Annotated in this window: 28 protein-coding genes and 4 tRNA genes; 9 read left to right on the forward strand and 23 right to left on the reverse strand. The window is 63.6% G+C overall.

From position 1 onward, the window contains the following. Nucleotides 1-9 precede the first annotated feature (9 nt). The 9 genes from nusG to I7X09_RS05305 all read right to left on the reverse strand — a co-directional run bounded on the left by nusG (nt 10) and on the right by I7X09_RS05305 (nt 3,566). Entirely contained in the window at nt 10-846 is an 837-nt protein-coding gene (gene nusG, locus I7X09_RS05265; protein WP_095970336.1) for a transcription termination/antitermination protein NusG, read from the reverse strand. A gap of 84 nt (nt 847-930) precedes the next feature. After that, the gene (gene secE / locus I7X09_RS05270) at nt 931-1,434 is read right to left on the reverse strand and encodes a preprotein translocase subunit SecE (RefSeq protein WP_172436548.1); all 504 of its coding nucleotides are present in this window, start codon (nt 1,432-1,434) and stop codon (nt 931-933) included. Between the two features lie 31 nt (nt 1,435-1,465). Beyond that, nucleotides 1,466-1,538: transfer RNA gene (locus I7X09_RS05275), tRNA-Trp, on the reverse strand. Nucleotides 1,539-1,711: 173 nt separating this feature from the next. Continuing rightward, on the reverse strand, nt 1,712-2,137 hold the full coding sequence (gene hadB, locus I7X09_RS05280) for a (3R)-hydroxyacyl-ACP dehydratase subunit HadB (RefSeq protein ID WP_047268906.1): 426 nt from the start codon (nt 2,135-2,137) through the stop codon (nt 1,712-1,714). After that, nucleotides 2,124-2,678: a (3R)-hydroxyacyl-ACP dehydratase subunit HadA gene (hadA, locus tag I7X09_RS05285; protein WP_019744315.1), complete on the reverse strand. Its 555-nt coding sequence runs from the start codon at nt 2,676-2,678 to the stop codon at nt 2,124-2,126. Before hadA ends, hadB begins: the two co-directional genes overlap by 14 nt. A gap of 86 nt (nt 2,679-2,764) precedes the next feature. Further along, complete coding sequence (rpmG, locus tag I7X09_RS05290) at nt 2,765-2,932, reverse strand: 50S ribosomal protein L33 (protein ID WP_003941903.1); 168 nt, start codon at nt 2,930-2,932, stop codon at nt 2,765-2,767. 61 nt (nt 2,933-2,993) lie between these two features. Continuing rightward, nucleotides 2,994-3,066 (reverse strand) — tRNA-Met (locus I7X09_RS05295). A 45-nt stretch (nt 3,067-3,111) separates the two neighbouring features. Beyond that, nucleotides 3,112-3,184: transfer RNA gene (locus tag I7X09_RS05300), tRNA-Thr, on the reverse strand. A 299-nt stretch (nt 3,185-3,483) separates the two neighbouring features. Further along, nucleotides 3,484-3,566: transfer RNA gene (locus I7X09_RS05305), tRNA-Tyr, on the reverse strand. Nucleotides 3,567-3,790: 224 nt separating this feature from the next. Here I7X09_RS05305 and I7X09_RS05310 point away from each other — a divergent pair. Then, nucleotides 3,791-4,282: a YajQ family cyclic di-GMP-binding protein gene (locus tag I7X09_RS05310; RefSeq protein WP_003941854.1), complete on the forward strand. Its 492-nt coding sequence runs from the start codon at nt 3,791-3,793 to the stop codon at nt 4,280-4,282. A gap of 70 nt (nt 4,283-4,352) precedes the next feature. Here I7X09_RS05310 and htpX read toward each other — a convergent pair whose 3' ends face one another. Both htpX and I7X09_RS05320 read right to left on the reverse strand, forming a co-directional pair. Continuing rightward, a complete protein-coding gene (gene htpX / locus I7X09_RS05315; protein WP_029254860.1) occupies nt 4,353-5,216 on the reverse strand; it encodes a zinc metalloprotease HtpX in 864 nt (287 codons plus the stop codon). Nucleotides 5,217-5,390: 174 nt separating this feature from the next. Continuing rightward, complete coding sequence (locus I7X09_RS05320; protein WP_037129929.1) at nt 5,391-6,440, reverse strand: polyprenyl synthetase family protein; 1,050 nt, start codon at nt 6,438-6,440, stop codon at nt 5,391-5,393. Nucleotides 6,441-6,544: 104 nt separating this feature from the next. Here I7X09_RS05320 and I7X09_RS05325 point away from each other — a divergent pair, with 104 nt between their 5' ends. Further along, nucleotides 6,545-7,807 carry a geranylgeranyl reductase family protein gene (locus tag I7X09_RS05325; RefSeq protein ID WP_442800591.1) on the forward strand — a complete coding sequence of 421 codons (1,263 nt, stop codon included), beginning with the start codon at nt 6,545-6,547 and terminating at the stop codon, nt 7,805-7,807. Nucleotides 7,808-7,863: 56 nt separating this feature from the next. Here the strand turns inward: I7X09_RS05325 and I7X09_RS05330 are convergent, their stop codons facing one another. The 4 genes from I7X09_RS05330 to menD form a co-directional block, all read right to left on the reverse strand. Continuing rightward, on the reverse strand, nt 7,864-8,502 hold the full coding sequence (locus I7X09_RS05330; RefSeq protein WP_202426445.1) for a demethylmenaquinone methyltransferase: 639 nt from the start codon (nt 8,500-8,502) through the stop codon (nt 7,864-7,866). A 97-nt stretch (nt 8,503-8,599) separates the two neighbouring features. Next, nucleotides 8,600-9,745: a glycosyltransferase family 4 protein gene (locus I7X09_RS05335; RefSeq protein WP_200315923.1), complete on the reverse strand. Its 1,146-nt coding sequence runs from the start codon at nt 9,743-9,745 to the stop codon at nt 8,600-8,602. Between the two features lie 68 nt (nt 9,746-9,813). Beyond that, nucleotides 9,814-10,257: a DUF3592 domain-containing protein gene (locus tag I7X09_RS05340; RefSeq protein ID WP_124568219.1), complete on the reverse strand. Its 444-nt coding sequence runs from the start codon at nt 10,255-10,257 to the stop codon at nt 9,814-9,816. After that, a complete protein-coding gene (gene menD, locus I7X09_RS05345) occupies nt 10,254-11,867 on the reverse strand; it encodes a 2-succinyl-5-enolpyruvyl-6-hydroxy-3-cyclohexene-1-carboxylic-acid synthase (protein ID WP_060939060.1) in 1,614 nt (537 codons plus the stop codon). Before menD ends, I7X09_RS05340 begins: the two co-directional genes overlap by 4 nt. Before the next feature lie 69 nt (nt 11,868-11,936). On the opposite strand from menD, the gene I7X09_RS05350 reads away from it, so the two are divergent. Together I7X09_RS05350 and I7X09_RS05355 are read left to right on the forward strand one after the other, a co-directional pair. Further along, nucleotides 11,937-12,539, forward strand: coding sequence for a flavin reductase family protein (locus I7X09_RS05350; RefSeq protein ID WP_200315925.1), 603 nt, complete (start codon nt 11,937-11,939; stop codon nt 12,537-12,539). 58 nt (nt 12,540-12,597) lie between these two features. Beyond that, on the forward strand, nt 12,598-13,425 hold the full coding sequence (locus tag I7X09_RS05355; RefSeq protein ID WP_050655828.1) for a siderophore-interacting protein: 828 nt from the start codon (nt 12,598-12,600) through the stop codon (nt 13,423-13,425). Between the two features lie 66 nt (nt 13,426-13,491). On the opposite strand, the gene I7X09_RS05360 is transcribed toward I7X09_RS05355, so the two are convergent. The 3 genes from I7X09_RS05360 to I7X09_RS05370 are packed head-to-tail and all read right to left on the reverse strand — an operon-like array spanning nt 13,492 to nt 15,628. Next, on the reverse strand, nt 13,492-13,938 hold the full coding sequence (locus tag I7X09_RS05360; RefSeq protein WP_003941973.1) for a DUF6918 family protein: 447 nt from the start codon (nt 13,936-13,938) through the stop codon (nt 13,492-13,494). A gap of 48 nt (nt 13,939-13,986) precedes the next feature. After that, nucleotides 13,987-14,982, reverse strand: a complete 996-nt coding sequence (locus I7X09_RS05365) for an o-succinylbenzoate synthase (protein ID WP_166811192.1) — start codon at nt 14,980-14,982, stop codon at nt 13,987-13,989. Nucleotide 14,983: 1 nt separating this feature from the next. After that, entirely contained in the window at nt 14,984-15,628 is a 645-nt protein-coding gene (locus I7X09_RS05370) for a PaaI family thioesterase (RefSeq protein WP_095970475.1), read from the reverse strand. An 83-nt stretch (nt 15,629-15,711) separates the two neighbouring features. Between I7X09_RS05370 and I7X09_RS05375 the strand changes: the two genes are divergently transcribed. Continuing rightward, nucleotides 15,712-16,605: a 1,4-dihydroxy-2-naphthoyl-CoA synthase gene (locus I7X09_RS05375; protein ID WP_024487301.1), complete on the forward strand. Its 894-nt coding sequence runs from the start codon at nt 15,712-15,714 to the stop codon at nt 16,603-16,605. Between the two features lie 29 nt (nt 16,606-16,634). Then, nucleotides 16,635-17,024 (forward strand): VOC family protein, encoded by a 390-nt coding sequence (locus I7X09_RS05380; RefSeq protein ID WP_095970345.1) that lies wholly within the window; start codon nt 16,635-16,637, stop codon nt 17,022-17,024. A gap of 64 nt (nt 17,025-17,088) precedes the next feature. Here the strand turns inward: I7X09_RS05380 and I7X09_RS05385 are convergent, their stop codons facing one another. The 5 genes from I7X09_RS05385 to I7X09_RS05405 are packed head-to-tail and all read right to left on the reverse strand — an operon-like array spanning nt 17,089 to nt 22,685. Continuing rightward, nucleotides 17,089-17,448, reverse strand: coding sequence for a hypothetical protein (locus I7X09_RS05385; RefSeq protein ID WP_003942018.1), 360 nt, complete (start codon nt 17,446-17,448; stop codon nt 17,089-17,091). 2 nt (nt 17,449-17,450) lie between these two features. After that, nucleotides 17,451-18,209, reverse strand: a complete 759-nt coding sequence (locus I7X09_RS05390) for an ABC transporter ATP-binding protein (protein ID WP_234036802.1) — start codon at nt 18,207-18,209, stop codon at nt 17,451-17,453. Beyond that, the gene (locus I7X09_RS05395) at nt 18,206-18,949 is read right to left on the reverse strand and encodes an ABC transporter ATP-binding protein (protein WP_020968954.1); all 744 of its coding nucleotides are present in this window, start codon (nt 18,947-18,949) and stop codon (nt 18,206-18,208) included. The genes I7X09_RS05390 and I7X09_RS05395 overlap by 4 nt, the downstream gene beginning before the upstream one ends. After that, nucleotides 18,942-21,200 (reverse strand): ABC transporter permease, encoded by a 2,259-nt coding sequence (locus tag I7X09_RS05400; protein ID WP_200315927.1) that lies wholly within the window; start codon nt 21,198-21,200, stop codon nt 18,942-18,944. Before I7X09_RS05400 ends, I7X09_RS05395 begins: the two co-directional genes overlap by 8 nt. A gap of 60 nt (nt 21,201-21,260) precedes the next feature. Further along, nucleotides 21,261-22,685 carry an ABC transporter substrate-binding protein gene (locus I7X09_RS05405; protein ID WP_124568215.1) on the reverse strand — a complete coding sequence of 475 codons (1,425 nt, stop codon included), beginning with the start codon at nt 22,683-22,685 and terminating at the stop codon, nt 21,261-21,263. 284 nt (nt 22,686-22,969) lie between these two features. On the opposite strand from I7X09_RS05405, the gene I7X09_RS05410 reads away from it, so the two are divergent. From I7X09_RS05410 to I7X09_RS05420, 3 genes are read left to right on the forward strand one after another with little or no spacing between them, the layout of a single operon-like run. Continuing rightward, complete coding sequence (locus tag I7X09_RS05410) at nt 22,970-24,169, forward strand: inorganic phosphate transporter (protein ID WP_095970349.1); 1,200 nt, start codon at nt 22,970-22,972, stop codon at nt 24,167-24,169. A gap of 15 nt (nt 24,170-24,184) precedes the next feature. Next, complete coding sequence (locus tag I7X09_RS05415; protein ID WP_003942079.1) at nt 24,185-24,448, forward strand: hypothetical protein; 264 nt, start codon at nt 24,185-24,187, stop codon at nt 24,446-24,448. Nucleotides 24,449-24,502: 54 nt separating this feature from the next. Beyond that, nucleotides 24,503-24,838, forward strand: a complete 336-nt coding sequence (locus tag I7X09_RS05420; protein ID WP_095970350.1) for a DUF3349 domain-containing protein — start codon at nt 24,503-24,505, stop codon at nt 24,836-24,838. The last annotated feature ends 3 nt before the right edge of the window (nt 24,839-24,841 follow it).

Consider the following 24,841-nt stretch of genomic DNA (forward strand, 5'->3'; position numbering starts at 1 on the left):
TTGGGGTGGTCAGATCTTCGCGACCTGGTTGAAGTTGAGCTCAACCGGGGTTTCACGACCGAAGATCGACACGAGAACCTTGAGCTTTTGCTGCTCGCCGTTGACCTCGCTGATGCTGGCCGGAAGGGTTGCGAACGGGCCATCCATGACGGTGACCGACTCGCCGACCTCGAAGTCGACCTCGATGAGGGGCTTGCCGAAGGACTCGGACGGTGCCTCGCCTGCTGCGACGGCGGCCGCTGCAGCCTGCTGCTTCTTCTGCTCCTGCTGCGGGAGCAGGAACTTGACGACCTCGTTGAGGGTCAGCGGCGAGGGACGCGACGTGGCACCGACAAAACCGGTGACGCCAGGCGTGTTGCGCACGGCGCCCCACGACTCGTCGTTGAGCTCCATGCGAACGAGGATGTATCCGGGCAGAACCTTGCGGTTGACCTGCTTGCGCTGGCCGTTCTTGATCTCGGTGACCTCTTCGGTGGGAACTTCCACCTGGAAGATGTAGTCACCGACGTCGAGGTTCTGAACGCGAGTCTCGAGGTTGGTCTTGACCTTGTTCTCGTAACCGGCGTACGAGTGGATGACGTACCAGTCGCCCGGGGCGCGACGAAGCGCAGCCTTGAGTTCGGCAACGGGATCCTCGACCTCGAGCTCGGCGGCGGGAGCGGCCTCGTCGGAGTTCTCGGCATCGTCGGAGATGACGTCCTCGGTCGCTGCAGCGTCTGCGTCGGTGCCTTCGGCAACGTCCACATCGGTGCCTTCGGCAACCACGACGTCTACTTCGGCTGCCGCCTCGGCAGAAACACGCTCTTCGGCCAAAGCCTCATTCGTGTCGTTCTCGGGGGTGCTCACTGGGGCACTCGCTTCCTCTCGTTACTCGGACCCGGGTCGGGTCTTGTCGCGCTCGCAGGCAAAGACGCCCGGCTGCTACGGCGATCAGCCGAACAGCCAGGTGACACCCTTGATCACAGCGATATCGACGCCGCTGATGAAAGCGACCATGAAGACCACGAACGTCAGCACGACGCTGGTGTAGGTGATCATCTGCTTGCGGTTCGGCCAGATGACCTTACGGAGTTCTGCGATGACCTCGCGGAAGAACTTGCGCAGGCGCTTGAAGATGTTGTCTTTCTTCGCCTTGGGCTTCTTGCCTGGGTTCGTTGCAGTCGGCTTGGCCGAAGATGTCCGGGATGCCGTCCGGGCCGGAGTCTTCACGGTGGACGCACTGACCGAGGCGCCGCGTGCAGCGCGCTTGCCGGTCGGCTTGTTGGAAACCCCACTAGGTGCGGAGGGTGCCTTCTCGGCGCCGTCCTTGTCCAGCGACAGATCGGAACGCGTAGTCGCGTCAGCTGCAGTGTCGTCGACACCGGTCGAATCGGCAGACGTTGAAGTCTCCGCATCCGAAGTGTCGGCGTCGCGCTTGGCGCGCTCCTCGCTCACGTCGTTCCTCTCAGTCGCTGGCATCCGGGGGCAGGGGCGACAGGACTTGAACCTGCAACCTGCGGTTTTGGAGACCGCTGCTCTGCCAGTTGAGCTACGCCCCTTTGGTTGACCTCGACAGGTAGACCCTGCCTGAATCAACCGTTCTGCGATCACACAACATACGCGCTACCCGAGGTGAATGTCTTGCAACATTCAGGGCAGCGCGCAGCGCTGAGGAATCCCAGAAATCTCAGTGTACTTCAAAGCCCCGGAACAAACACAATCCGCCCTGCGATCAGGCTAGACGGACCGTGGCGGTGGCCCGACCGAAGATTTTCTTACCTTCGGACTTGGCCACGATTGCCAGTACTGCGGTCTTGCTTTCTTCGTCGACCGACTTCACCTTGGCGGTGAACTCGATCTCGGCCGCCTTGTCGGCTGCCACGATCACCGGGCTCGTGAACCGTACGTTGTACTCGGTCACTGCGCCCGGATCTCCCAGCCATTCGGTGACGTAGCCGGCACCGATGCCCATGGAGAGCATGCCGTGCGCGACGACGTCCGGCAAGCCGGCAAGTCGTGCGACCTCGTCACTGAAGTGAATCGGATTGGGATCTCCCGAAACACCCGCGTAGTTGGCGAGGTTTCCACGCGTCAGGGTGACGGACTTCTCGGGGAGAAGTTCGCCGACACTGACGTCGGAAAATTTACGAAGCGACATGCATCATCACGTCCTTGACTGCGTGGGCGATGTTCTCGTCCACTTCCCCACCCGTACGAGCAACGAGCGTCGTCCACGTGGTGACAACTGCTTCGTCGTTCTGATCGGTGATGATGTTCTTGGTCACGATGATGTCGCTACCTGCGGCCTGCCTGAACGAATCCAGGAAAACGTCGCAGAAGAGTCGGTCACCGACCTGCATGGGCTTGTGCAGCACCAGTCGCTGATCGGTCTGAAGAATCTGACTCAGGTCGTAGCCTGTGACGATCTCTTCGAACAGACGTCGCTGAGCAATGGCACCCACGATGGCGACGAACGTGATGGGAGCGATCAGGCCGTCGTATCCGAGGCCTTTGGCTGCCGACTCGTCGTAGTGCGCGGGATGAGCGTCCTGGACGGCGCGAGCGAACTCGCGCACCTTCTCGCGTCCGACCTCGTAGAAGTCTTCGACACGATAGTGGTGACCGACCATCTGGACGGCATGAGCGGCCGGGTCCGTGGGGACCTCGGCCGCTGCCTGGTTCTCTTGCAAATCTGTCACGCGGTGAGACTCTCTTCTAGCTAGGACCCGAAGACGCAGGCCCAGAGAGGGTCTTCCGCGAAAATCGTCGTCCTGTTAAGGACTTACTACTTCGACTCGCGATGCGACTGGTGGGTTCCGCAGTTGGGGCAAAACTTCTTGAGCTCCAGGCGATCGGGGTCGTTGCGCCGATTCTTCTTGGTGATGTAGTTGCGGTGCTTGCATACCTCGCAGGCCAAGGTGATCTTGGGCCGAACGTCGGTCGAGGAGGCCACGGGATGCCTTCTTTCGGGTGTATCTGATTACGAGCAATCAGGGTGGATCATGCATATTGTGTAGCGGTGACCGGACTTGAACCGGCGACGCAACGATTATGAGTCGTTTGCTCTACCAACTGAGCTACACCGCCTCGGTGTCGAGTGTCGCGCGGAAAGCACGGCACCACAATCCAGCGAGCCCCCTAACGGAATCGAACCGTTGACCTTTTCCTTACCATGGAAACGCTCTACCGACTGAGCTAAGGGGGCGTGGCTCAGGAGTGCGTTGCCGCTCTCTTGAAGCCTCCGAAAGATTACACACGAACGAGCGCCAGCACCAAATCCGCTGGTCATCGGGGCAAAAATGGTGCCGGAGCCCATTGTTGCACCGATCGGGGCCGCTGGCGAGGGCTTTACGGGAACCCGCTTGACCCTGTACTCCCCCGAAACCCTCCCCCGGCGCCCCTGAGCCGCGGCCGGCGTCGGCGTCGGCGTCACGCCCGACCTCGGAACACGCACAAAAAAAGTCAGCCCCGACTCTCGTGAAGAGAATCGGGGCTGACTTGGGGTGGCAGATGTAGGATTCGAACCTACGTAGGCATAAGCCGACGGATTTACAGTCCGCTCCCATTGGCCGCTCGGGCAATCTGCCGTGCTTGCACCAGGCTTCGATCCGGCGCATTCGCAAGTATATCGCGACGTGCGGCGGCCGAAAACGGCTTCCTCGGTGCGGTGAGAAGAATACAACGAACACACCCCCATTTTGCAAACCGGGTGGTAACGGGCGGTGCCGACCCGATAACGTCGAGGTGTCCACCGGTATGGAAGGTGGACGGAACTCGATGTTCGTGAACTACCGGAAAGCGGGAGTGTGAAGTGGCTGATTCGTCCTTCGACGTGGTGAGCAAGGTTGACCGTCAAGAGGTGGACAACGCCCTACATCAGGCTGCCAAGGAGTTGACCACGCGTTTCGACTTCCGAAACACGGGAGCGTCGATCGAGTGGTCTGGTGAAGAGACGATCACGTTGAACGCCGACACCGAGGAGCGACTGCTGGCCGCCCTCGACGTGTTCAAGGAGAAGTTGATCCGTCGTGACATCTCGCTGAAGGCATTCGATGCCGGCGAGCCGGCGCAGTCCGGAAAGATCTACAAGCTGTCCGGAACCTTGGTCCAGGGCATCAGCAGCGAGAACGCGAAGAAGATCACCAAGAAGATCCGCGACGAGGGCCCCAAGGGCGTCAAGGCGCAGATCCAGGGTGAAGAGCTTCGTGTGAGCAGCAAGAAGCGCGACGACCTCCAGGGCGTCATCTCCCTGCTCAAGGGTGAGGACTTCGGGATCGCCCTGCAGTTCGTGAACTACCGGTAGTAGGGGCTGCGCCCCCGTGCGCGGTTAAGGAGTCCTGGGACTGCCTAACCGCGCACAGGGGCCGAAGGCCCTACATCCCGGCCATCTTCTCCAAACGCTCGATCCGGTCCGCCATGGGCGGATGCGTGGAGAACAGCTTGCTCACCTTGTCCCCCGCTCTGAAGGGGTTGGCAATCATCAGGTGAGACTGCGCGGCGAGCTTCGGTTCGGGCGGCAACGGCGCGGCCGCGACGCCCGACTCGAGCTTCCGTAGCGCCGACGCCAACGCCAACGGGTCACCGGTGAGCTCGGCTCCCGATTGATCGGCCTGATACTCGCGAGAGCGCGAGACGGCCAGCTTGACCACGGTTGCCGCGATCGGTCCCAATAGGGAGACGAGCAGCAGCGCGATCGGATTACTTCCCTGCCCGTTCCCTCGGCCACCGAAGATGCTCGCGTACATAGCGAAGTTGGCCAGACCCGAGATGACGCTGGCCATCGCGCCGGCAACGGACGAAATCAGTATGTCCCGGTTGTAGACGTGGGAGAGTTCGTGCCCGAGCACGGCCCGCAATTCGCGTTCGTTCAGAATCTGCATAATGCCGCTGGTCACGCATACCGCGGCGTGGCGAGGGCTACGACCGGTGGCAAACGCGTTCGGGGCGTTCGTGGGACTGATGTACAGCCGAGGCATCGGTTGGTGCGCTGTCGTGGCGAGTTCGCGCACGATCCGGTAGATCGCCGGTGCCTCGACCTCGGTGATGGGCTGCGCGCGCATCGATCGGAGCGCCAGTTTGTCGCTGTTGAAGTAGACGTAGGCATTCATGCCGACGGCAAACAGAACGGATCCCCACAGAAGGAACGGGCTGTTGAACAGTGAGCCGATGAAGACGATCAGCGCCGACATCCCCACCAACAACCCGAATGTCTTCGCACCGTTCGCGTAGCCGTGCAAACTGCTCACCTCTTGCCTCGCCGGAGCCGAAGGCTCACCCGAACTGCCCGGCGTGTGCACCGGGTCTGTTCAGTCAACGAAGGACAGGGTCATCAGGGTTCCCACCCAGGGTCGTCAGGGATTCACCCCAGGGACTATCGGGGTTTCCACCCGGGAACCCCGATTCGTCGAGTGTCAGCCGACTCGTTCGATCGTGTAGTCCACGAGACGCACCAGTGCTTCGTTCGCCGGCCCCTGGGGCAGTTCGGCCAACTGAGCCTTTGCCGCGACGGCGTACTCGCCGAGCTTTGCCTTTGCCTTGACCATGCCCGGCGAACGCTCGAGCAGTTCGAGTGCCTCTTCTACCAGTGCGTCTTCGGTGACCGGGCCCGCGAGCAGCTCCCGCAGGCGATCTGCGTCGGCTCCTTCTTCGCGGAACGCGTACAGAACAGGCAGGGTGTGCACGCCCTCGCGCAGGTCGGTGCCCGGTGTCTTGCCGGACTGCGCCGACACGGACGAGATGTCGATGATGTCGTCGGAGATCTGGAACGCGGTGCCGACGGCGTCACCCAGGCGCTCGAGGCGCTCGATGTGGGCTGCGTCGGCGCCGGAGAAGGTACCGCCGAATCGTCCCGAGGCAGCGATCAGCGAACCGGTCTTCTCCCACACGACCTTCAGGTAATGCTCGACCGGATCCTGCTCCTTCTTGACGCCGATCGTCTCGCGCATCTGGCCGGTGACCAGTTCGGCGAAGGTTTCGGCGATGATCCGAACGGCTTCGGGTCCGAGCGTCGACACCAGGCGTGATGCGTGTGCGAACAGGTAGTCGCCGGCCAGGATCGCCACGCTGTTTCCCCAGCGGGCGTTTGCGCTGGGTGCCCCGCGCCGCATGGACGCCTCGTCCATGACGTCGTCGTGATAGAGCGTTGCGAGGTGAACGAGTTCGGTGACGGTCGCTGCGGTGATGATCGACGGATCGTTCGGCACCGGTCCGAGCTGCGCGGTCAGGATCGTGAACAACGGACGGAAGCGCTTTCCCCCGGCGCGCGCGAGGTGCAGCGCTGCCTCGGTGAGGAAGTCTTCTCCGTCGGACAGCTCGCTGACCAACAACTCCTCGACATCGGAGAGTCCACCACGCACTACTGCGGCGAGCTGTTCGTCGCCGAGGTCGATGCCTGCAACGACGGTGCTCGATGCGGTTGCGTCGGCAGCAGTCTTTTCGGTGCTCACGATGTCAGTACCCATTCCTGTCGTCAGTGACGGCTCGGTTCCCACGGTAGTGAACCTAGCGGTTCGCACTCGGGACGGCCTCGCCACGGTGGCGATCGCGAGCCTGGGAAGATGTGAGTGTGTCCGTAGAAGAGCAGTCCCCCGTCGTCGATTCGCTTCCGACCGAAACCGACATTGTGGTCATCGGTGCAGGTCCCGCGGGTTCTTCGGCCGCTGCATGGGCCGCCCGCAGCGGCCGAGACGTCGTCCTCGTGGACGCTGCCGTGTTCCCGCGAGACAAGACTTGTGGTGATGGACTCACTCCGCGCGCCGTAGCGGAACTGGATCTCCTCGGCCTGGGTGAGTGGGTTCGGTCACATACGACGAACAAGGGCCTGCGATTGTCCGGTTTCGGACAAGAACTCGAACTCGAGTGGCCGGGGAAGTCGTTCCCGCCGATCGGCAGTGCCATCCCCCGCACCGAACTCGACGACGCCATTCGCCGGTGCGCAGTCGAATCCGGCGCGGTCATGGTCGAGGGCACCAAAGCAGTGGACGTCGAACTCGACGGTGATCGAGTTGCCGCCGTCGTACTAGCCGGCCCCTCGGGACGCAGCACCCTTCGTTGTCGGACGCTGATCATCGCCGACGGCGTTCGCTCGACGCTCGGCAAGAAGCTGGGACGGCAGTGGCACCGGGAGACCGCGTACGGCGTCGCGGCACGCGCGTATGTCGCGACGCCGCGCAGCGCCGATCCGTGGATCACCTCGCATCTGGAACTGCGGGACGGCGAGGGCACGTTGCAGGCGGGGTACGGCTGGATCTTCCCGCTCGGCACCGGCGAGGTGAACATCGGCGTCGGGACACTGGCGACGTCGAAGCGTCCGGCACCAGGTGCCCTGCGACCCTTGCTCGATCTCTACACCGATCAGCGCCGAGGCGAGTGGCAGTGGAGCAGCGAAATACATTCCGTCGCTTCGGCTTTGCTACCCATGGGTGGAGCAGTTTCGAACATCGCGGGACGCAACTGGGCCGTGATCGGTGACGCCGCGGCGTGCGTGAACCCGCTCAACGGTGAGGGCATCGACTACGGCCTCGAAGGCGGACGTTTGGTGGTCGAACAGCTCGGCGCCGACGATCTGACGCAGCTGTGGCCGAGCGTGCTTCGGGAGCATTACGGGCAGGCGTTCTCGGTCGCGCGCCGGCTCGCAGGCCTGCTGACGGTTCCGCAGTTCCTGCCGGCGTCGGGTCCGATCGCGATGCGCTCACGGGCGCTGATGACGGTCGCCGTGCGGGTCATGGGGAACCTCGTCACCGATGCCGACGCCGATCTGACGGCGAAGGCCTGGCGCGCGTCGGGGGCCGCGTCGAGAAAGATCGACTCCCGACCGCTGTTCGGTTGAGCAAGTGCTGTGCGCCTTTATTAACCGCCGGGGGTTAATAAAGGCGCACAGCAGGTTCAGGCAGTTGCGTAATGCAGCGCCACGATGCCGCCGGTGAGGTTGCGCCACTTGACGTTCTTCCACCCGGCCGCCTCGATCTTGCGGGCCAACTCTTCCTGGGTCGGCCAGGCACGGATCGATTCGGCGAGGTAGACGTAGGCATCGGGGTTACTGCTGACAGTGCGTGCGACCCGCGGGAGCGCCTTCATGAGGTATTCCATGTAGACCGTGCGGAAGGGTCCGAAGACGGGCGTCGAGAACTCGCTGACGACGAGACGACCGCCCGGCTTGGTGACGCGGGCGATCTCACGCAGTCCGGCCTCGAAGTCGGAGACGTTGCGCAGGCCGAAGGAGATCGTCGCGGCATCGAAGACGTTGTCGGCATAGGGCAGGTACATCGCGTCACCTGCGACCATCGGGACCTTGCGAGAGATTCCGGCCTTCAGCATTCCCTTGGAGAAGTCGGTGGCGACGCACCACGCACCGGAGCGTCCCAGTTCGACGGTCGAGACACCGGTTCCGGCGGCGAGGTCGAGTACCTTCTCGCCCGGCTTGAGGTCGAGGGCTTCGCGGGTGGCCTTGCGCCAACCCTTGTCCTGGCCGAAGGACAGCACGGTGTTGGTGAGGTCGTATCGCTCCGCGACGTCGTCGAACATCGACGCGACTTCGTGCGGTTGCTTCTCGAGAGTTGCTCGGGTTCCGTGTGTAGTGGCCACACCCGAAACGCTACCAACCCTCGGGCAGCGAGGGCGTTCAGGCTGCTCTGGCACCCGTTCGCCGCCCGAGGCCCTGCACGTCCTCGTAGTGGCGGAGCAACTCTTCGCAGATTGCCGGCCAGGTCCGGTGCAGCACCGAGCGCCTTGCCGCGGAGCCGAACTGCACCCGCAGATCCCGCTGACGAAGTGCGTCGACGGCGCTTGGCAGGAGTTCGGTGAACCTGTCGGTCGGCAGGAGGTAGCCGTTGCGGCAATGCGAGATCAGGTCACGCGGGCCGCCGGCGTCCGGTCCGACGACGGGGACACCGCTGGCGAGAGCTTCCTGGACCGCCTGGCAGAAGGTCTCGTGCTCGCCGGGGTGAACGAATACGTCCAGGCTCGCGTACGCATCGGCCAGGTCGGTACCGCCGAGTTGTCCGGTGAAGATCGCGTCTGGCATCAGTCGCTGCAGATTCTGCCGGTCCGGGCCGTCACCGACGACGACGATCTGCACGCTGGGATCGGCGGCCAGCACGGCCAGTCGCTCGACGTGCTTTTCGGGCGCGAGGCGACCGACGAAGCCGACCACCAACCGGTCGCTGTCGCCGATCCAGGACTGCCGCAACACCGAGCTACGACGCGAAGGTGCGAATCGTTGTGCGTCGACGCCCCGGGCCCATCGGTGCACGCGCGGAATGCCGTGCTCTTCGAGCGCGTCGACTGCCGACGTGGAGGGCGCGAGGGTCCTGTTGCAGCTCTTGTGGATTCGACGGGTCCACGCCCACGCGGCGCGGCTCGTGACGCCGAGCCCGTAGCTTTCGGCAAATCCGGCGACATCGGTTTGGTACACCGCGACGGTGGGGATCCCGAGCCTCTTGGCGACGGCCACTCCCCCGGCGCCGAGCAGGAACGGCGATGCCAGATGGACGACGTCGGGCGCGAAGGTCCGCACGGCTGTGGTCAGGCGTGGTTGCGGCAGACCGACGGGAAGTGAACTGACTTTGGGAACCATGACGGCCGGCACCCGAACTACCTGCACGCCGTCGTGTTCGGTGGCGGCAGAGGTGTCGGATCCGACGGTGTCTGGCGCAATGACCATGGCGTCGTGGCCAGTGCGATCGAGGTGTTCGAGCACGCGTAGTACCGAGTTGGTGACGCCGTTCATGTTGGGCAGGAATGACTCCGCAACGATGGCTACTCTCACATCGAGAACGGTGACAGGGCCAGGAAAAGTCCACGTCATGTTCGTGTGAAGTTCGGGCGAAGCGCGAACTAACTCGAGGCGACCGGCGCCGAACCTGCCGCCTGCGCTTCCCGCTTGCGCAGGTACCAGATCGACGGTCCTGCCAGGAGCCATGTCACGACGATCACGGATCCGGCCGGGATCAGCGCCACCGTCGCGTTGCGTCCCGCTACCCGGACCAAATCGGGGTCGACCTTGGAGTACTCGACTTCGATACGTTGTCCCACAGTCAGATTGGTGGGATAGAGCACGCCCAGTTCAGGGTTGTGATTCGCGCCGTCCGGAGTCACGAAGCTGATCGCCGACCGTAGCGAGCCCGCCGAGAGCACCTCGGCGGTTGCGGTCCCCATGTTCGATTCGATGGTCCGATCGTTGCGCCAGGCGCCGAGAACCAGGATCACCGCGAGCACCGAAATGCCTACCGCAACCACCAGTACGCCGATGCGGAGGCGACGCAGAACCGTTTGCGTCACAGCTGTGCCCGCACGGAAGCGTGGAGTTCGCGCAGTCCACTGCGATCCGTCGCGACCTCGAGAACCCGAATGCCGTTGGCCGGTTGCGCGAGCGTCGTTGCCAGGGCGTCGACGGTGACCGCTGCGTGCGGCACGCGGTAGGCGGCGCACAGCGCAGCGAGGTCCATGCCGTGGGGTGTTCCGAACACTCGCTCGAAGACGCCGGCGTACTGCGGGTCGCCTTGTTCGAGGAGCTCGAAGATACCGCCGCCGTCGTCGTTGGCTACGACGATGGTGAGGTCGCTCGGCCTCGGCTCACCGGTCCCGATCAGCAGCCCGGACGCGTCGTGCAGGAAGGTCAGGTCGCCCATGAGAGCGACGGTCCGTCCGCCCTCGTACGCCAATGCGGCACCGACCGCCGCCGAGACGGTGCCGTCGATACCTGCGACGCCGCGATTCGACAGCACCCGCACGGCGGGCTTGGGATAGCTCACGAGTGCCGCATCGCGAACAGGGTTGGATGCGCCGAGCAGAAGCTGGTCGCCGTCCGCGAGAGCATCCATCACAGCAGCTGCCACGTGTAGGCCGGTGGCCTTGGGGTGGGCGTCGAGTTGTTTGCGGACGGCAGTTTCGGCGTGTTCGGTCAGCGCGGCGCAGCGAGCAATCCAGGCGGGATCGGGCGTCCCGGTGACCACTGCCCTGGTTCCGGTGGCGAGTACGTTGCCGGACACGTCGGGCCAGCGCGGCCCGGTTGTCAGCGCATAGACGTCGACGCTCGGGTCGGCCAGCACCTTCGAGACCTGACGATGCAACGTCGGGCGGCCGGTGATGATCGCCTGCTTGGGCTTGAGTTGCGAGAGCGCGAGTGGATGCAGTGCGATCCCGTGCATCGGAGCCGTCGGCTCGGCCACCGTCGGCAGGCCGGCCAGCTCGGGTCGAAGTGCGCTGCCGTGTCCGGAAATGACCACCGTATCTGCGGTGAGGTCCAGATCGACCGGAACATCGAGCGTCGCGTTCTGGGTGGTGGTCCAGGCTGCACCGCCGGGACGGCCTTCCGGAACCGGTCCCTGGACGTGCACGTCCGGCACCAGCGGCTCACGGAGTGGGATGTCGAAATGCACCGGACCCGCGTTTCCGGATCGGGTTCCGCGGGCAGCGGCGAGGACCCGGCAAACCGCCGAGCGCCATTGGCTGTTCTGCGTCGAATCGTCCTCGGCCAAGCCCAGGCTGATGGTTGCGCGGACTTGACTGCCGAAGAGCCCGAGTTGCTCGACGGTCTGGTTGGCTCCGGTGCCGAGCATCTCGTACGGCCGGTTAGCGCTCAGGACCACCAAGGGCACTCGGGCGTAGTTGGCCTCGAGGACCGCAGGTCCGAGATTCGCGACGGCGGTCCCGGAGGTCATCACGATGGGGACCGGGCGTTTACCGGCGATTGCCAGTCCGAGTGCCAGAAAGCCGGCCGTCCGCTCGTCGATCCGCATGTGCAGACGCAACCGGCCGTCGAGATCGGCAGCCTGGAGGGCAAATGCGAGGGGCGCGTTGCGAGAGCCTGGACACAGCACGACTTCACGCACGCCACCACGAACCAGTTCGTCGACGACGGCTGTGGCTTGTGCAGTGGACGGATTCACGCCTTCAAGAGTGTCAGATGTTCAGGTGCAGGCGTGCCGAGGGGCAGCAAGGAGCGGCATTATGTGTGGGTGCGCACACTCTTCGATCCAGCCGAGCTCGAACCCCGCCGGTTCTATCAGTTACTCACCGCTTCGGTGGTTCCCCGGCCGATTGCGTGGGTGTCCACGGTGTCGGCCGACGGCGTCGGCAATCTGGCTCCGTACAGCTTCTTCACCGTGGCCAGTTCGGCGCCGCCGATCGTGCAGTTCACGTCGGTCGGACGCAAGGACAGTCTGCGCAACATCGAAGCGACCGGCGAATTCGTGATCAACCTGGCGACCGCCGCGCTCGCCGACGTGGTGAACGAGAGTTCCGCCTTCTACGACGCCGAGGCCGACGAATTTCTCGAGTTGAACATTCACAGCGAGCCGAGCGAGCGGGTTCGCCCCGTCCGGGTCGCCGACTCCCCGATCGCCATCGAATGCACGCTCCACCAGGTCATCGAGGTCGGTAATTCCTTTGTCGTGATGGGAAACGTGGTCGCGGTCGCAGTACGTCCCGAGGCCGTCGCCGACGACGGGCTACCGGACTTCGCGGCAATCGCACCGATGAGCCGACTCGGCCGAGCGCAATGGGGTCTTCCGCCCGAAGTCGTCGAAAAGGACAGACCCACCACTCCACAGCGACCCTAAATCAGGTTAGGGTTACCTGATTAGGTACGAGTAACAGATAATCAGGGAGCAACCAGTCATGGCCAAGCGCGCCAAGTTCGTGAAACCGGCCTCACGCAGCATCGTGTCGGCGCAGGTCGTGGCGAACAAACGTATAAGCCCCAGCTTCATCCGAGTGACCATCGCCGGCGAAGAACTGTCCACCATCGCACCGATGGGTGCCGATCAGTGGTTCCGCATGTTCATCCCACAGGTCGGCCAGAGTGAACTCCGATTGCCGAGCGCGGCAAGCAATCTCTGGTACGCGCAGTACCTGTTGATGTCCAAGGACACGCGACCCGTCGTGCGCAACTACACGATTCGCGCCTACCGTGCTGCCGGAGCAGGCCTCTTCGGCGAGACCACGGAGATCGACATCGACTTCGCCTACCACGGCGACATCGGTCCGGCATCCGCGTGGGCGGACACCGCGTCGGCCGGCGACAAGGTCGCGCTGCTGGACGAAGGCTGCATCTACAACCCCACACCCGAGGCCAAGTGGCAACTGCTCGTCGGCGACGAGAGTGCGCTCCCAGCGATCATCGGCATTCTGGAAACCGCGCCAGCAGATCTGCGTGCCGAGGTCTTCGTCGAGATTCCGAACATCGAAGACAAGCAAGACATTCCGGAGCTGGCGAACGTCAACGTTCACTGGCTCGTTCGCGAGGACGAACATGCGACGCCGGGTGTTCTCACGCTCGAAACCGTCCGCGCTGCCGAGCTGCCCGAGGGGCCGTCGTACACGTTTGTCGCCGGCGAACAGGCTCTCACCACAGGGCTGCGTCGACATCTCGTGAACGACCGAAAGTTCGCCAAAACCGACATCACCTTCACCGGTTTCTGGCGTCACGGACATTCGGCTCACTGACAAAAGCACCGACAACGACGAGTGGCCCGGGAGAAACTCCCAGGCCACTCGTCGTTTTACGTTCGCTTATGCAGCGTGCTTCTGGATCACATCGCCCAGACGCGGCAGAGCTGCAGTCACATGCTTCTTGGCCGAACCGCGCAGCTTCGAGTACATCGACTTGACGACAGCCTTGTCACTACCCTCGATGCGCTCGTCCGTCACCTCGAGGAGGGAATCGGCGACCGCGTCGCCGCGGGCACTGATGAAATCGGCGAAGCTGCCTTCACCGGAAGCCGAGAATTCCTGCCAGTACGGCTCGAGCTTTGCCACGAAAGCCGGCAGAAGCGCGGTGACGGCGTCCGGCACGATGGACGGGCTCACCTTCTTGACCGCGCCGTAGCCACCCTTGAGAGCCAGCCCTGAGGCCCCCGACTTATCCGAAACCTCTGCGTCGATCAAGGTCTGCACGTCCGCGACGACCGCGGGAACCCGTGATTCCTCGAGCAGGGTTTCGTTCAGAGCTGCAACCACTTTCGATCCCTTCATTCTTCACTGATGTTCATCAGGTCGCGCCCGAGACTATACGAAATTCGGCTGGTCTCTACTGCCGAGTATCCGATGGCAGCGCCTGGCGCGCTCCAACCACCAGTCGCGCCGGTCGGCGGGCGCCGCCAACGTCTCGAGCAGAACCGGATCAGGCTCGACGGCACCAACGGACAAAGCGCCGTCGGCGGCTGCTTCGGTGACCGCGACATCCCGGACGAACAAGCCACCCGTGCCGAGTCCACAGGCAAACGGAAGCGAGGGCAAGGCCGCCGCGGCCGCCAGTCCCGCGGACATCCCCACAGCCGTGTCCAGCGCACTCGAGACCACCACAGGTACCCCGTAGTCCGCCAGCTGCGCCGACAGCGCCACCACAGCACGCATCCCGCCCAGCGGCGGCACCTTCACGACGGCGACGTCCGCTCCCCCGGCTCGTACGACACGCAGCGGGTCCTCGGCACGGCGAATGCTCTCGTCGGCAGCGATCCGCACACCGGTCCCCGCCGCGCGGACCCTGACCAGTTCCTCGACGCTTGCACACGGTTGCTCGGCGTATTCGAGTTCACCGTCTTCGGTGACGGCACGCAAAGCCGTGATCGCCTCGTCCACGCTCCAACCGCCGTTGGCGTCGACGCGCACGTTCGGGATGTGCCGACGCACCTCGTTCACCCGGGCGACGTCCTGCGCCAACGTCTGTCCCTTCTCGGCGACCTTGACCTTGGCGGTCCGGGCCCCGGGGAAACGCTCCAACAATTGCGGAACGGCAGACGCGTCGATCGCCGGAACGGTGGCGTTGACTGGCACTGCCGGACGAAGCGCAGGTGGTGGCCCCAGCCACGCCGCCTCGATCCCGGCGAGCAACCACTGCGACGCCTCGCCGTCGTCGTACTCGACGAAGGGGGCGAATTCTCCCCACCCGGCCGGGCCACGAACGAGCAGAGCCTCACGAGTCGTGATGCCGCGAAAGCGAACTCGCATCGGCAGCGCGAGCACCACGGCGTCCGCGATCAGATCGTCGAACGAGGGGAACATGTCAGGGCTGTCCTGGAAGCAGTTCGATCATGAGCGCATCACCGTCGGCGAGGAGCTTGCCGTCGAGGTCGGTCAGGCGCGCGCTGACGAAGGTCTTGCGCCCCTCGACCCGATCCACCTTCCCTTCGATCACCAGTTGCGTGTTGAGCGGAGTGATCGCGCGGTAGTTGATGTGGAGGTAACCGGTCCGGGAGATCGGACGGCCACCCGCGTGGACCGTCATCCCGAAGATGTCGTCGAACAACAGGGGCAGTACACCGCCGTGAGCGGCGCCGTTGCCACCCAGGTGGTAGCGGCGGAAGACGCCGGTACTGCGGACTCCTTCGGTGTCGAACTTCTCGACCATCCACGGGAGCATGAGGAGGCTGCCGCGTCCGGGCAGTTGGATGTTCGAGCCCGCGGGTGACTTGCCCTCCGGCACCTCGTACGGCGTCAGCCGATCGGCAAGCTCTTCGGCTTGCGTGGCGATGTCAGCGAGTACGTCGTCGGGAACGTTGGTCGAGACCGCAAGGTCCTGCAACCTGCGCATAGCCTCGACGAAACGCCCGAAGTCCGGACCTGCGGGAGTGTGCCGGAACCGCGGAAATCCGCCCCGGTTCTCACCGTCTGTGACGATCTCCGTGCCATCTGCGGTTTGTTCGCTCATGACCTGCACGTTAGCGCGCCCGGGAACGTGTTCTACCTCAGGTATCCGTTAGACGCGCGACGCTTGCCTCTATCGTGGCTCAGGTGACCTTCAACCCGCAGCTCTGGCGCCCTGTCCCCGGATTCGAGAACCTCACCGACATCACGTACCACCGGCACGTCAGCCAAGGCACCGTTCGCGTCGCCTTCGACCGACCGGAAGTACGTAATGCGTTCCGCCCGCACACCGTCGACGAGTTGTACCGGGCCCTCGATCACGCACGTATGACCTCCGACGTAGGCGCAGTGCTCCTCACCGGCAACGGACCGAGCGAGAAGGACGGCGGCTGGGCGTTCTGCTCCGGCGGAGACCAGCGCATCCGTGGTCGCAGCGGTTACCAGTACGCCGAAGGTGAGACGGCGGACACCGTCGACAAAGCACGCGCCGGACGCCTGCACATCCTCGAGGTCCAGCGACTGATCCGCTTCATGCCGAAGGTAGTCATCTGTCTGGTCAACGGCTGGGCTGCGGGCGGCGGCCACAGCCTGCACGTGGTGTGCGACCTGACGCTCGCCAGCCGCGAGCATGCGCGCTTCAAGCAGACCGACGCCGACGTCGGAAGCTTCGACGGCGGATACGGCAGCGCCTACCTGGCAAAGATGGTGGGCCAGAAGTTCGCCCGCGAGATCTTCTTCCTGGGTGAGACGTACACCGCCGAGGAAATGCATCAGATGGGCGCCGTCAACAAGGTTGTCGACCACGCGGAACTCGAGAACGTCGCGATCGACTGGGCCGGCAAGATCAACGGCAAGTCGCCGCAGGCGCAGAGGATGCTCAAGTACGCATTCAACCTGCAGGACGACGGATTGGTCGGTCAGCAGCTGTTCGCCGGTGAGGCAACACGTTTGGCGTACATGACCGACGAGGCCGTCGAGGGTCGCGACTCGTTCCTCGAAAAGCGTGACCCCGACTGGTCACCATATCCCTGGTACTTCTGAGACAGTAGGTGTGAGACGGGAGGCCGGACGTGGAGATTCTGAGTAGCCGTACCATATTGCGCCCGAGCGAGTACGAACGAACGCTGAGCTTCTACCGAGACACCCTCGGTCTGGCGATCGCTCGTGAATACCCCGGCGGCACAGTCTTCTTCGCCGGCCAAGGGCTGATCGAAGTCGCCGCCCACGGTGGCACCGGCGAGGGTGGGTTTCGCGGCGCGATCTGGCTCCAGGTCCGTGATCTCACTGCGGTGCAGACCGAACTGGTTCTCGCCGGAGTCAAGATCGCCCGCGAGGCGAGGCAGGAACCGTGGGGTCTGCACGAGATGTGGATCGCCGACCCCGACGGGACGCCGATCGTGATGGTGCAGATTCCCGAGGATCATCCGATCCGAAAAGATTCCCGGCCGCCGGCGGAATAGTCGAGCAGCGACAGATGCCCGCCACGAACTTCCGTGGCGGGCATCTGTCGGTTCTTCGCAGAGATCAGTTGCGCGTGCTCAGCGCCTGCGAGATCTGATCTGTCTGGGCCTGGCCCTCGAGCAGTTGGCGAACCAACCACAGCCTCAGCACCTTTGCCACCGATGCGGCCAGGAAGAGCGCAGCACCGACCACTGTCAGGGCGAGGAAAACCACCGTGAGAATCTGGTACGACACCAGATCCCGTAGGTCCGAGAGCGTCAGCGAAGAGATGTAGACGACGAAGGCGCCGACCACTCCGACGACCATGAGCACCAGGCCTGCGATGCGCGTCGCCGCGTCGCCGCCTGCCTGCTTCTTGTCCAGCTTCAACTCTGCGATGTTCTTCTTGAATTCCTCACGGCGATCTTCGGCGAGAGTAGTCATCGTCATCCTCCTAGATAACTGGTAGAAAGTTCGTTTTCGATGTCGTGTGGATCGCCGGTCTTCACGACGCGTCCCTGCAACATCAGTGCGGCCGAGGTCGCGATGGGGAGCACCGCTCGTGCGAACTGCTCGGCAACCAGAATGGAAATGCCTTCGGCTGCAAGCGAGCCGACGACGTCGTACATCTGCGAGACGATTCGAGGTGCGAGACCCATCGACAGCTCGTCGAGCAGGAGCACCGTCGGGTGAGTGCCGAGTGCCCGAGACAGCGCCAGCATCTGCTGCTCGCCACCGGACATCGATCCCGCCAACTGACCACGCCGCTCCCCCAGGATCGGGAACCTGCCGTACGCAACCTCTTCGAGTTCGGCCAAGCCGACGCCCGTTCCGGTCGCGATCCACAGATTTTCCCGCACAGTGAGGTTGGCGAAGATCCCGCGTCCCTCGGGGATGGAGCAGACCCCCAGCCGAGCCAACTCCGAAGGCTCGACGCCGTTCACGACCTGGCCCGCGAGCCGGAACTCGCCGCGGGTGACCGGAAGGACACCCGAGCAGATCTTGAGCGTCGACGTCTTACCACCACCGTTGGGTCCGAGTAGCGCCACCACGGCGCCGGGTTCGAGAACCAGATCGACCCCGTGCAGAACCTCGATGGATCCGTAACCGGCACGGACACCGGAGAGTTCGAGCAGCGGTTCGGGGCGGTCGGCGCCGCGTAATCCCTCGCCGATTTTCGCCTCGCCAATTTTCGCTGAGGTCATACTGCCTCCTCCTCGGTCCCGATGTAGGCCGCGATCACTTCCGGATCCGTCCGGATCTTCTCCGGATCACCCGAGGCGAGGACTGCGCCGTAGTCCAGTACGTGGATGGTCGAGCACACCTTCATCACCAGTGGAATGTCGTGCTCGACCAGACAGATTCCGAGTCCCCCCGCTGCCAGTTCGGTGAGCATCTCGGCAAAGACCTCGGTTTCCTGCTCGGTCTGACCCGAGGCCGGTTCGTCGAGCAGAAGCACTCGCGGGTCGGTCATGAGGGCTCGCGCAACTTCGACGACGCGAGCGCGTCCGGTGGGGATGTCTGCGACGTCCTTGTCCGCGACATCCGTCAGCCCGGTCAGCTCCAGCAGACGATCTGTCTCGCTGTCCACGTCGATCTTGTTGCGGCCGTTCGCCTTGTGGATGTCGCCGGCGACGCGCAGGTTGTCACGCACCGACAGCGAGACGAACAGTTCGAGCCGCTGGAATGTACGTGCCAGCCCGCGACCTGCCCGCTTGTGCGGTGGCAGCTTCGTCACGTCGACGCCGCCGAGAAACACCTGACCGGAGGTGGGTTTCTGCAGCCCGGTGATGGTGTTGAAGAGCGTCGTTTTGCCGGCGCCGTTCGGTCCGATCAGTCCGGTCACGGTTCCGGGTTGCACGGTGAGCGAAACGTCCTTGACCGCGACGTGCCCGCCGAAACGAACACTCACACCGCGTGTTTCGAGTAGTGGTGCATCAGACATGGGCGGTCAACTCCTTCCGCGAGCTGCCCTGGTACTGAGGAAGCCTCAGTTCGCGGTCGATCTCGTCACGGATCTCGGGGCTGTACGGGACGTCGATCCCGACGTCCTCGGGGACGACTGTTGCCTTGGCGGCCAGTTCTTCCGTGGTGAGAACCGCACGGGGCATCACCATCTCACCGATCACCGGCAGCATGAACACCACTGCGATCGTGATGGACGCGAACCACCAGTTGCCCAAAACGCCGGTCAGAGCAAGGACGTAGGTCAGCAGAACGACCGCGCCGCCGCCGATCAGAACCGGCTTGGCATCGGCGAGCCGTCGGTAGCCCTCGATCACGCTGTGCACGGTGCCACTGGGGTTCGCGCCGACACCGATACCGATCAGCGCCGGGCTCACCGCGGCGATGTTGCCGAAGAGCAGCCACATTCCCTCCAACTCCGGTTGCGCCGAAGCCAGATTGGTGAACGAGACCATGATGACGGCAAAACCGATTCCGGCCATGAGCCCACCGAACAGTGCGCCGGTGACGTATCCGATTCCTGCGACGACGGTCAGCATGAGCAGCGAGAGGCTGACCATGATGGCAAAGCTCTCACCCGAGACCGAACCCATCGCACTCGACATCAGAATGCCGCCAAGTCCGGCGATCCCCGAAGAGATCATGAAGACGCTCAGCTTGAGCCGAACCAGGCTCTGGCCGAGCATGGCCGAACCGGCCGGGCTGTCCTTCATCGCAGCGAGTCGGCGCCCGTAACCGCTGTTACGCAACGCGATGACGCCGACGCCGAGTACCGAGAACAGGGCGGTCACGGTCATCAGGAACACCGTCTCGTTGCTCAGATCGAGCGGGCCGATTTTCAGCGGCGGGAGGGCGATGTTGCCGTCCTTGAACAGCGAGTACTTCATGCCGAACATCTCGTGTTCGGTGGTGTCACGAAGAACCATGTTGGAGAGGAACACTCCGAAGGCCATGGTTGCAAGCGCAAGATACAGCCCTCTCAGCCGCAGCGCCGGCAGGGCGACGAGGCCGCCGATGACTGCGGTGACCAGGACTCCGACGACGATGCCCCACAGGTTGAGGTGCGCAGCCAACCCGGAACCGGAGATCCCGAAGTGAAAGGCCACGATGGTGGCGATAGCACCGAAAGATACCGGCGCCAAGTTCAACTCACCCGCGTAGCCGGTGAGGAGTGTGAGCGAGAGCGCGATGATCGCGAACGTCATTCCGATGGTCAGTGTTGTGACGGCGGACGTCACCATCAGCAGACGGATCAGGTACACGATGACGATCAGCGCCACGCCCCAGACGACGGCCTTGCGCACGCTCGGCACGTGGTAGCGCTCACGGGTACGAGTGACCGCACCGCGAAGCCGGTCCTGAGGTAGGACGATGAGTACGACGAACAGCGCGATCATCGGCAGGGAGACACGGAAGTTCGATGTCCAACTCCAACTGGTCGGGAAGTACGCCAACACGTACGTACCGGCAAGGCCGAGAACCACGGCGCCGACAAACGTGCGCGGAATGCTGCGCAACCGGCCGAACATGGCCGCGGCAAACGCGTCGATCACCAAGAGCGTCAACATGTTCGCCTCGAGTGTGCCGCCGCTGATCGGGGTGATCAGGATGCCGGCGAGCACTGCGAGCGTCGAACCCATCGCCCAGGACAGTGCCGCGAGACGCTCCGGGTTGTGGCCGTTGAGGCGCAGTAGTTCCGGATCGTCGACGACGCCGCGCATCGCAACACCGGCGCGGGTGCGTGTGAAAAGAACCCGCAGGCCGACTGCGATTGCGATCGCAACGAGGATGCAGATCAACTCGTGGTAGCGGATGCTCGCTCCGAACACCGTGATCTTGGACTGGTCCCCGAAGAACATCTGCATCGTTCGGGCGGTCTCGGGATGCCAGAACCAATGCGAAATCGAGAGCATCCCGAGCAGGATCGAGACCGTCACAACGATTTTGGTGACCTCGGCAGTATCGCGCAGGCCCTTCATGATCAGGACGTAGAGCCCGAGACCCATCAGTGGCCCGACGAGGACCAGTGAAATCAGCAAGGCGACGACGGTGGGAAGTTCCCAGCCGTAGCGCAACTGCCAGTAGATGAACGCACCGAGCATTGCCTGTGCACCGTGCGCGAAGTTGAAGATGCCTGACGTGTTGTACGTGAGCACCAACCCGGAGGCGGCGATCGCGTACACCGACCCCAGGACCAGGCCCAGGATCGTGAAAGTGACAAAAGTGTTCATGGCTGAACCCTCGTTAGGGACTCGGGCGGCGGTTGGCGCGCGCCGCCCGAGTCGGAAGAATCAGGACTGCGGCTTGATGACGTTGGCGTTCTGGTACTTCGTCGACACGCGGTCAGCGCCGAGTTCGGTTCCCCAGGTGCTCTTGTCGGTCGCGACGAGGTACTTGGGGTCGCACTTGAATTCGCCCGCGGTGGACGGGAACGCCTGCGCGTAGGTATTGCCCTTCAGCGAGGTCATGAGGCCGCAGGTGGCCGGCATGTTCTTGCCGGGATCGGTGACGGCATGCAATCCGCCGCCGTCCCACTCGTGAATGTTCGAGAGTTCGTCGACCATGCACTGGCGCGTCAGATCGCTGCCGCACTCGTCCGCGGCGGCGGCCCACAACAGGAACGACGACGCCGCCTGCATCCCGAGGAGCGCCGTCTTGCCGCCCTGCTCGGAGACCAGATCCACGTACTTCTTCACTGCGGGCACCTTGTCCGCGTTCTCGAGCATCTGGAAGGTCATGCCCGCGTTGAGGTTGTCGAGCAGTCCGGTGTCCTTGTTCCAATCCGAGACGGTCGCGCCGTACCAGGTGGCTTCGCCGAAGAAGACGGGGTCGATCCCGACCTGGTCGAGGGCCTTCACGAAGTTCAGCTCCGACGGGCTCGCCGATCGTGACGTCCAGATACCCTTCGCGCCGCACTCCTTGTACTTCTCGGCAAACGGCACGTAGCTCGATTCGCCCTCGTAGTTGAGTGTGACGCCGCAATCCTTGAGCTTGAAGCCCGCGGCCTCGGCAATCGAACGAATCTTCGTGGTGGAGCTGATGATCGTGGGCATCGTGCTGTTGACGACGTCGAAGTCGTTCACCAGATCGGGGTGCATCTCGGCCATCTGGAACCACTGCGAACCGTTCGCGTAGTCGACGGGGAACGGAACTCCCTGGAAGGTCATGGGTCCGTTCGCGGCGTCCGGCGAGACGGTGAAGCCCGGTACGGACACCAGGTTGCAGGCGACACGCGTCTGCTCGGCGGTCTGATCCATGGCGAAGCCGTACCCGACCATCATGAACTGACTCGCGCACGCTTCCTGCATGACCGAGTTGGCCTGCGTCATCGCGGCGTCGTAGTCGGTACCGACGACCTTGCGGCCGTTGATGCCGCCCTGATCGTTGCACCAAGAGATGAGCGCGTTGACGGCATCGCTCATTTCCTTGTTCAGCCCCGGTGACTTCACGTACCCGCGGTCGTCACCGAACCCGATCTTGATCTCGGTGTCGCTGACGCCTTGATCGGTTGCGCCGGTGGCGTCGCCTTCGCCACACGGCGAATCGAGGGTGCCGAACTTCGCATCGGAGGTGCTCGACGCGAGGTCGGCGCCGACGCCGGATCCGCCGACAGCGACGGCGTAGGGATCGTCACCACGATTCGATGCGCAGGCTGACGCCAGAACGGCGGTCGCGGCGAGTGCCACGATCAGCTTCGTGGACTTGTTGGGCTTCACGGTCGGAGCTCTCCTTCTCACTGACAGACACCGAGAAACAGGGGTGAAACCCCTGTTCCGGTGCGCTCGGTGCCCGTAGGTAATCAGCGTTTAAAACGGTCCGAATGCGCCTTCCCGGTGAGTGAGACCAAAAAGTGAGGTCCCACACAGGGTTCCGATTTCGTGGCGCTGAACACATCGCGAACGGCAGCGCCGCAGCCCACGCACGGGGACGTACTCCACGGAGCCCCTGTTCGCATCCCGTTCGCTGTACTTTTACGCGTTCGATACGCACAATTCACGTTGTGACCGCAGAGCTCGTAATCCTCCTGGTGGTAGTTGTCACCGCCCTCGCGTTCGATTTCACGAATGGTTTTCACGACACCGGTAACGCAATGGCCACCTCCATCGCGACCGGTGCACTCAAGCCCAAAGTTGCGGTCACACTTTCCGCGATCCTGAACCTGGTCGGTGCGTTCCTGTCCGTCGAGGTGGCAGCGACGGTGGCCAAAGGTGTCGTCAACCTCGGCGCGGTCAGCGGGCAGGATCTGCTTCTGATCGTGTTCGCCGGTCTTGTCGGCGGAATCATCTGGAACCTGGCGACGTGGCTTCTCGGATTGCCGTCGAGCTCCTCGCACGCACTGTTCGGCGGATTGATCGGCGCCGCAATCGCCTCCATCGGTATGGGCGGAGTCGAGTGGGGTGGAGTTCTGACCAAGGTCGTCGTCCCCGCAATCCTCGCGCCGGTCGTCGCGGCTCTGGTCGCCGGCGTCGGCACCAAGCTCGTGTACCGCATCACCGCATCCGTGAAGGAAGACGAGCGCGAGCGCGGTTTCCGTTTCGGACAGATCGGCACCGCCTCACTGATCTCACTTGCACACGGCACCAATGACGCCCAGAAGACGATGGGCGTCATCTTTTTGGCCCTCGTCGCTCACGGCACCATCACCGCCGAGACCGAGATGCCGTTCTGGGTGAAGTTCACCTGTGCCGTTGCGATCGCCCTCGGGACCTACCTCGGCGGTTGGCGCATCATCCGCACCCTGGGCAAGGGCCTCGTCGAGATCGCCGCTCCGCAGGGACTTGCTGCCGAAGCGTCGTCCGCCGCCATCATCCTCACGTCGAGCCACCTCGGACTCCCCCTGTCGACCACTCACGTCGCCACCGGATCCATCCTCGGTACCGGCATCGGCCGCAAGGGCGCCGAGGTCCGCTGGGGCGTCGCGGGCCGGATGGCCGCTGCCTGGCTGATCACGTTGCCGTCGGCCGCGGTCGTCGGCGCCATTTGTTGGGCACTCGCGCATCTGATCGGCGGACTGGCCGGCGTGCTCGTCGTCTTCGCTGCACTCATCGCCTTCGCGATCTTCATGTACATACGCTCGCGTAAGGAACCCGTAGACGCGGCGAACGTGACTGCCGAATGGGACGAGAATTCAGATGCGGCAGTTGCCGAGATCCCGGCAGCCGAACCCACTCCGTCCACCGAAGCCACCCGCAACTCCTGAAAGGGGCGCAAGAGAATGCATCTACTCACCGATACCCTCGATTCGCTCTGGCAGGTAGTGGCAGTCGGACTGCTCTTCGGAGCGGGACTTCCGGCGATCTTCGCCTTCGGCCTCAAGTCACTGAGCCTGCCGAACGCCGACGGCACCGAAGGACCGTCCACCCTGGGTAAAATGGGTGCGTACCTCTGTTTTGCGGTCGTGCTCGTCACGATCTTCGCCGGAATACTGTTGTTGATGAAGAACTTCTTGGCCAGCACGTTCGGAATACACGTCTTCTGAGTGGTCGTCGCGGTACACCACTGAAACCACCGAAACGAAAATGAGGCCGAGGATTTGAGCAAGTATTCATTGCGCAGCGTGCTCGACTGGCTGCGTGCCGGGTACCCCGAGGGCATCCCGGACAAGGATCATTTCGCGCTGCTCGCGGTTCTCCGTCGTCGTCTGACCGACGAGGAGATCGAGCAGGTCGTTTCGATGTCCATCGAGTCCGCACACGAGGTACCGGACCGGCACGTCGACTACGACACCATCCGCGCCATCATCGAGGGAATCCTCAACGAGGAGCCGTCCGAGGACGACGTCGATCGTGTCACCGAAAGACTGCGCGCAGGTGGATGGCCGGTTATCGAAGACGCGGACGCCGACAACGAAGTTCGAGACGTGAGCTGACGT

It is taken from the genome of Rhodococcus sp. P-2 (genome assembly GCF_016598535.1).
Lineage (GTDB): Bacteria > Actinomycetota > Actinomycetes > Mycobacteriales > Mycobacteriaceae > Rhodococcus_F > Rhodococcus_F baikonurensis.

Bases quoted from the DNA above. Each gene is read 5' to 3' on its own strand.
- I7X09_RS05370 (WP_095970475.1), bottom strand. From the start codon at position 15,628: ATGAGCGAACAAACCGCAGATGGCACGGAGATCGTCACAGACGGTGAG.
- I7X09_RS05415 (WP_003942079.1), top strand. From the start codon at position 24,185: ATGCATCTACTCACCGATACCCTCGATTCGCTCTGGCAGGTAGTGGCA.
- I7X09_RS05330 (WP_202426445.1), bottom strand. From the start codon at position 8,502: ATGTTCGACGACGTCGCGGAGCGATACGACCTCACCAACACCGTGCTG.
- I7X09_RS05320 (WP_037129929.1), bottom strand. From the start codon at position 6,440: ATGGGTACTGACATCGTGAGCACCGAAAAGACTGCTGCCGACGCAACC.
- I7X09_RS05400 (WP_200315927.1), bottom strand. From the start codon at position 21,200: ATGAACACTTTTGTCACTTTCACGATCCTGGGCCTGGTCCTGGGGTCG.
- I7X09_RS05385 (WP_003942018.1), bottom strand. From the start codon at position 17,448: ATGACTACTCTCGCCGAAGATCGCCGTGAGGAATTCAAGAAGAACATC.
- hadB (WP_047268906.1), bottom strand. From the start codon at position 2,137: ATGTCGCTTCGTAAATTTTCCGACGTCAGTGTCGGCGAACTTCTCCCC.
- I7X09_RS05365 (WP_166811192.1), bottom strand. From the start codon at position 14,982: ATGTTCCCCTCGTTCGACGATCTGATCGCGGACGCCGTGGTGCTCGCG.
- I7X09_RS05355 (WP_050655828.1), top strand. From the start codon at position 12,598: ATGGCCAAGCGCGCCAAGTTCGTGAAACCGGCCTCACGCAGCATCGTG.
- I7X09_RS05390 (WP_234036802.1), bottom strand. From the start codon at position 18,209: ATGACCTCAGCGAAAATTGGCGAGGCGAAAATCGGCGAGGGATTACGC.
- I7X09_RS05395 (WP_020968954.1), bottom strand. From the start codon at position 18,949: ATGTCTGATGCACCACTACTCGAAACACGCGGTGTGAGTGTTCGTTTC.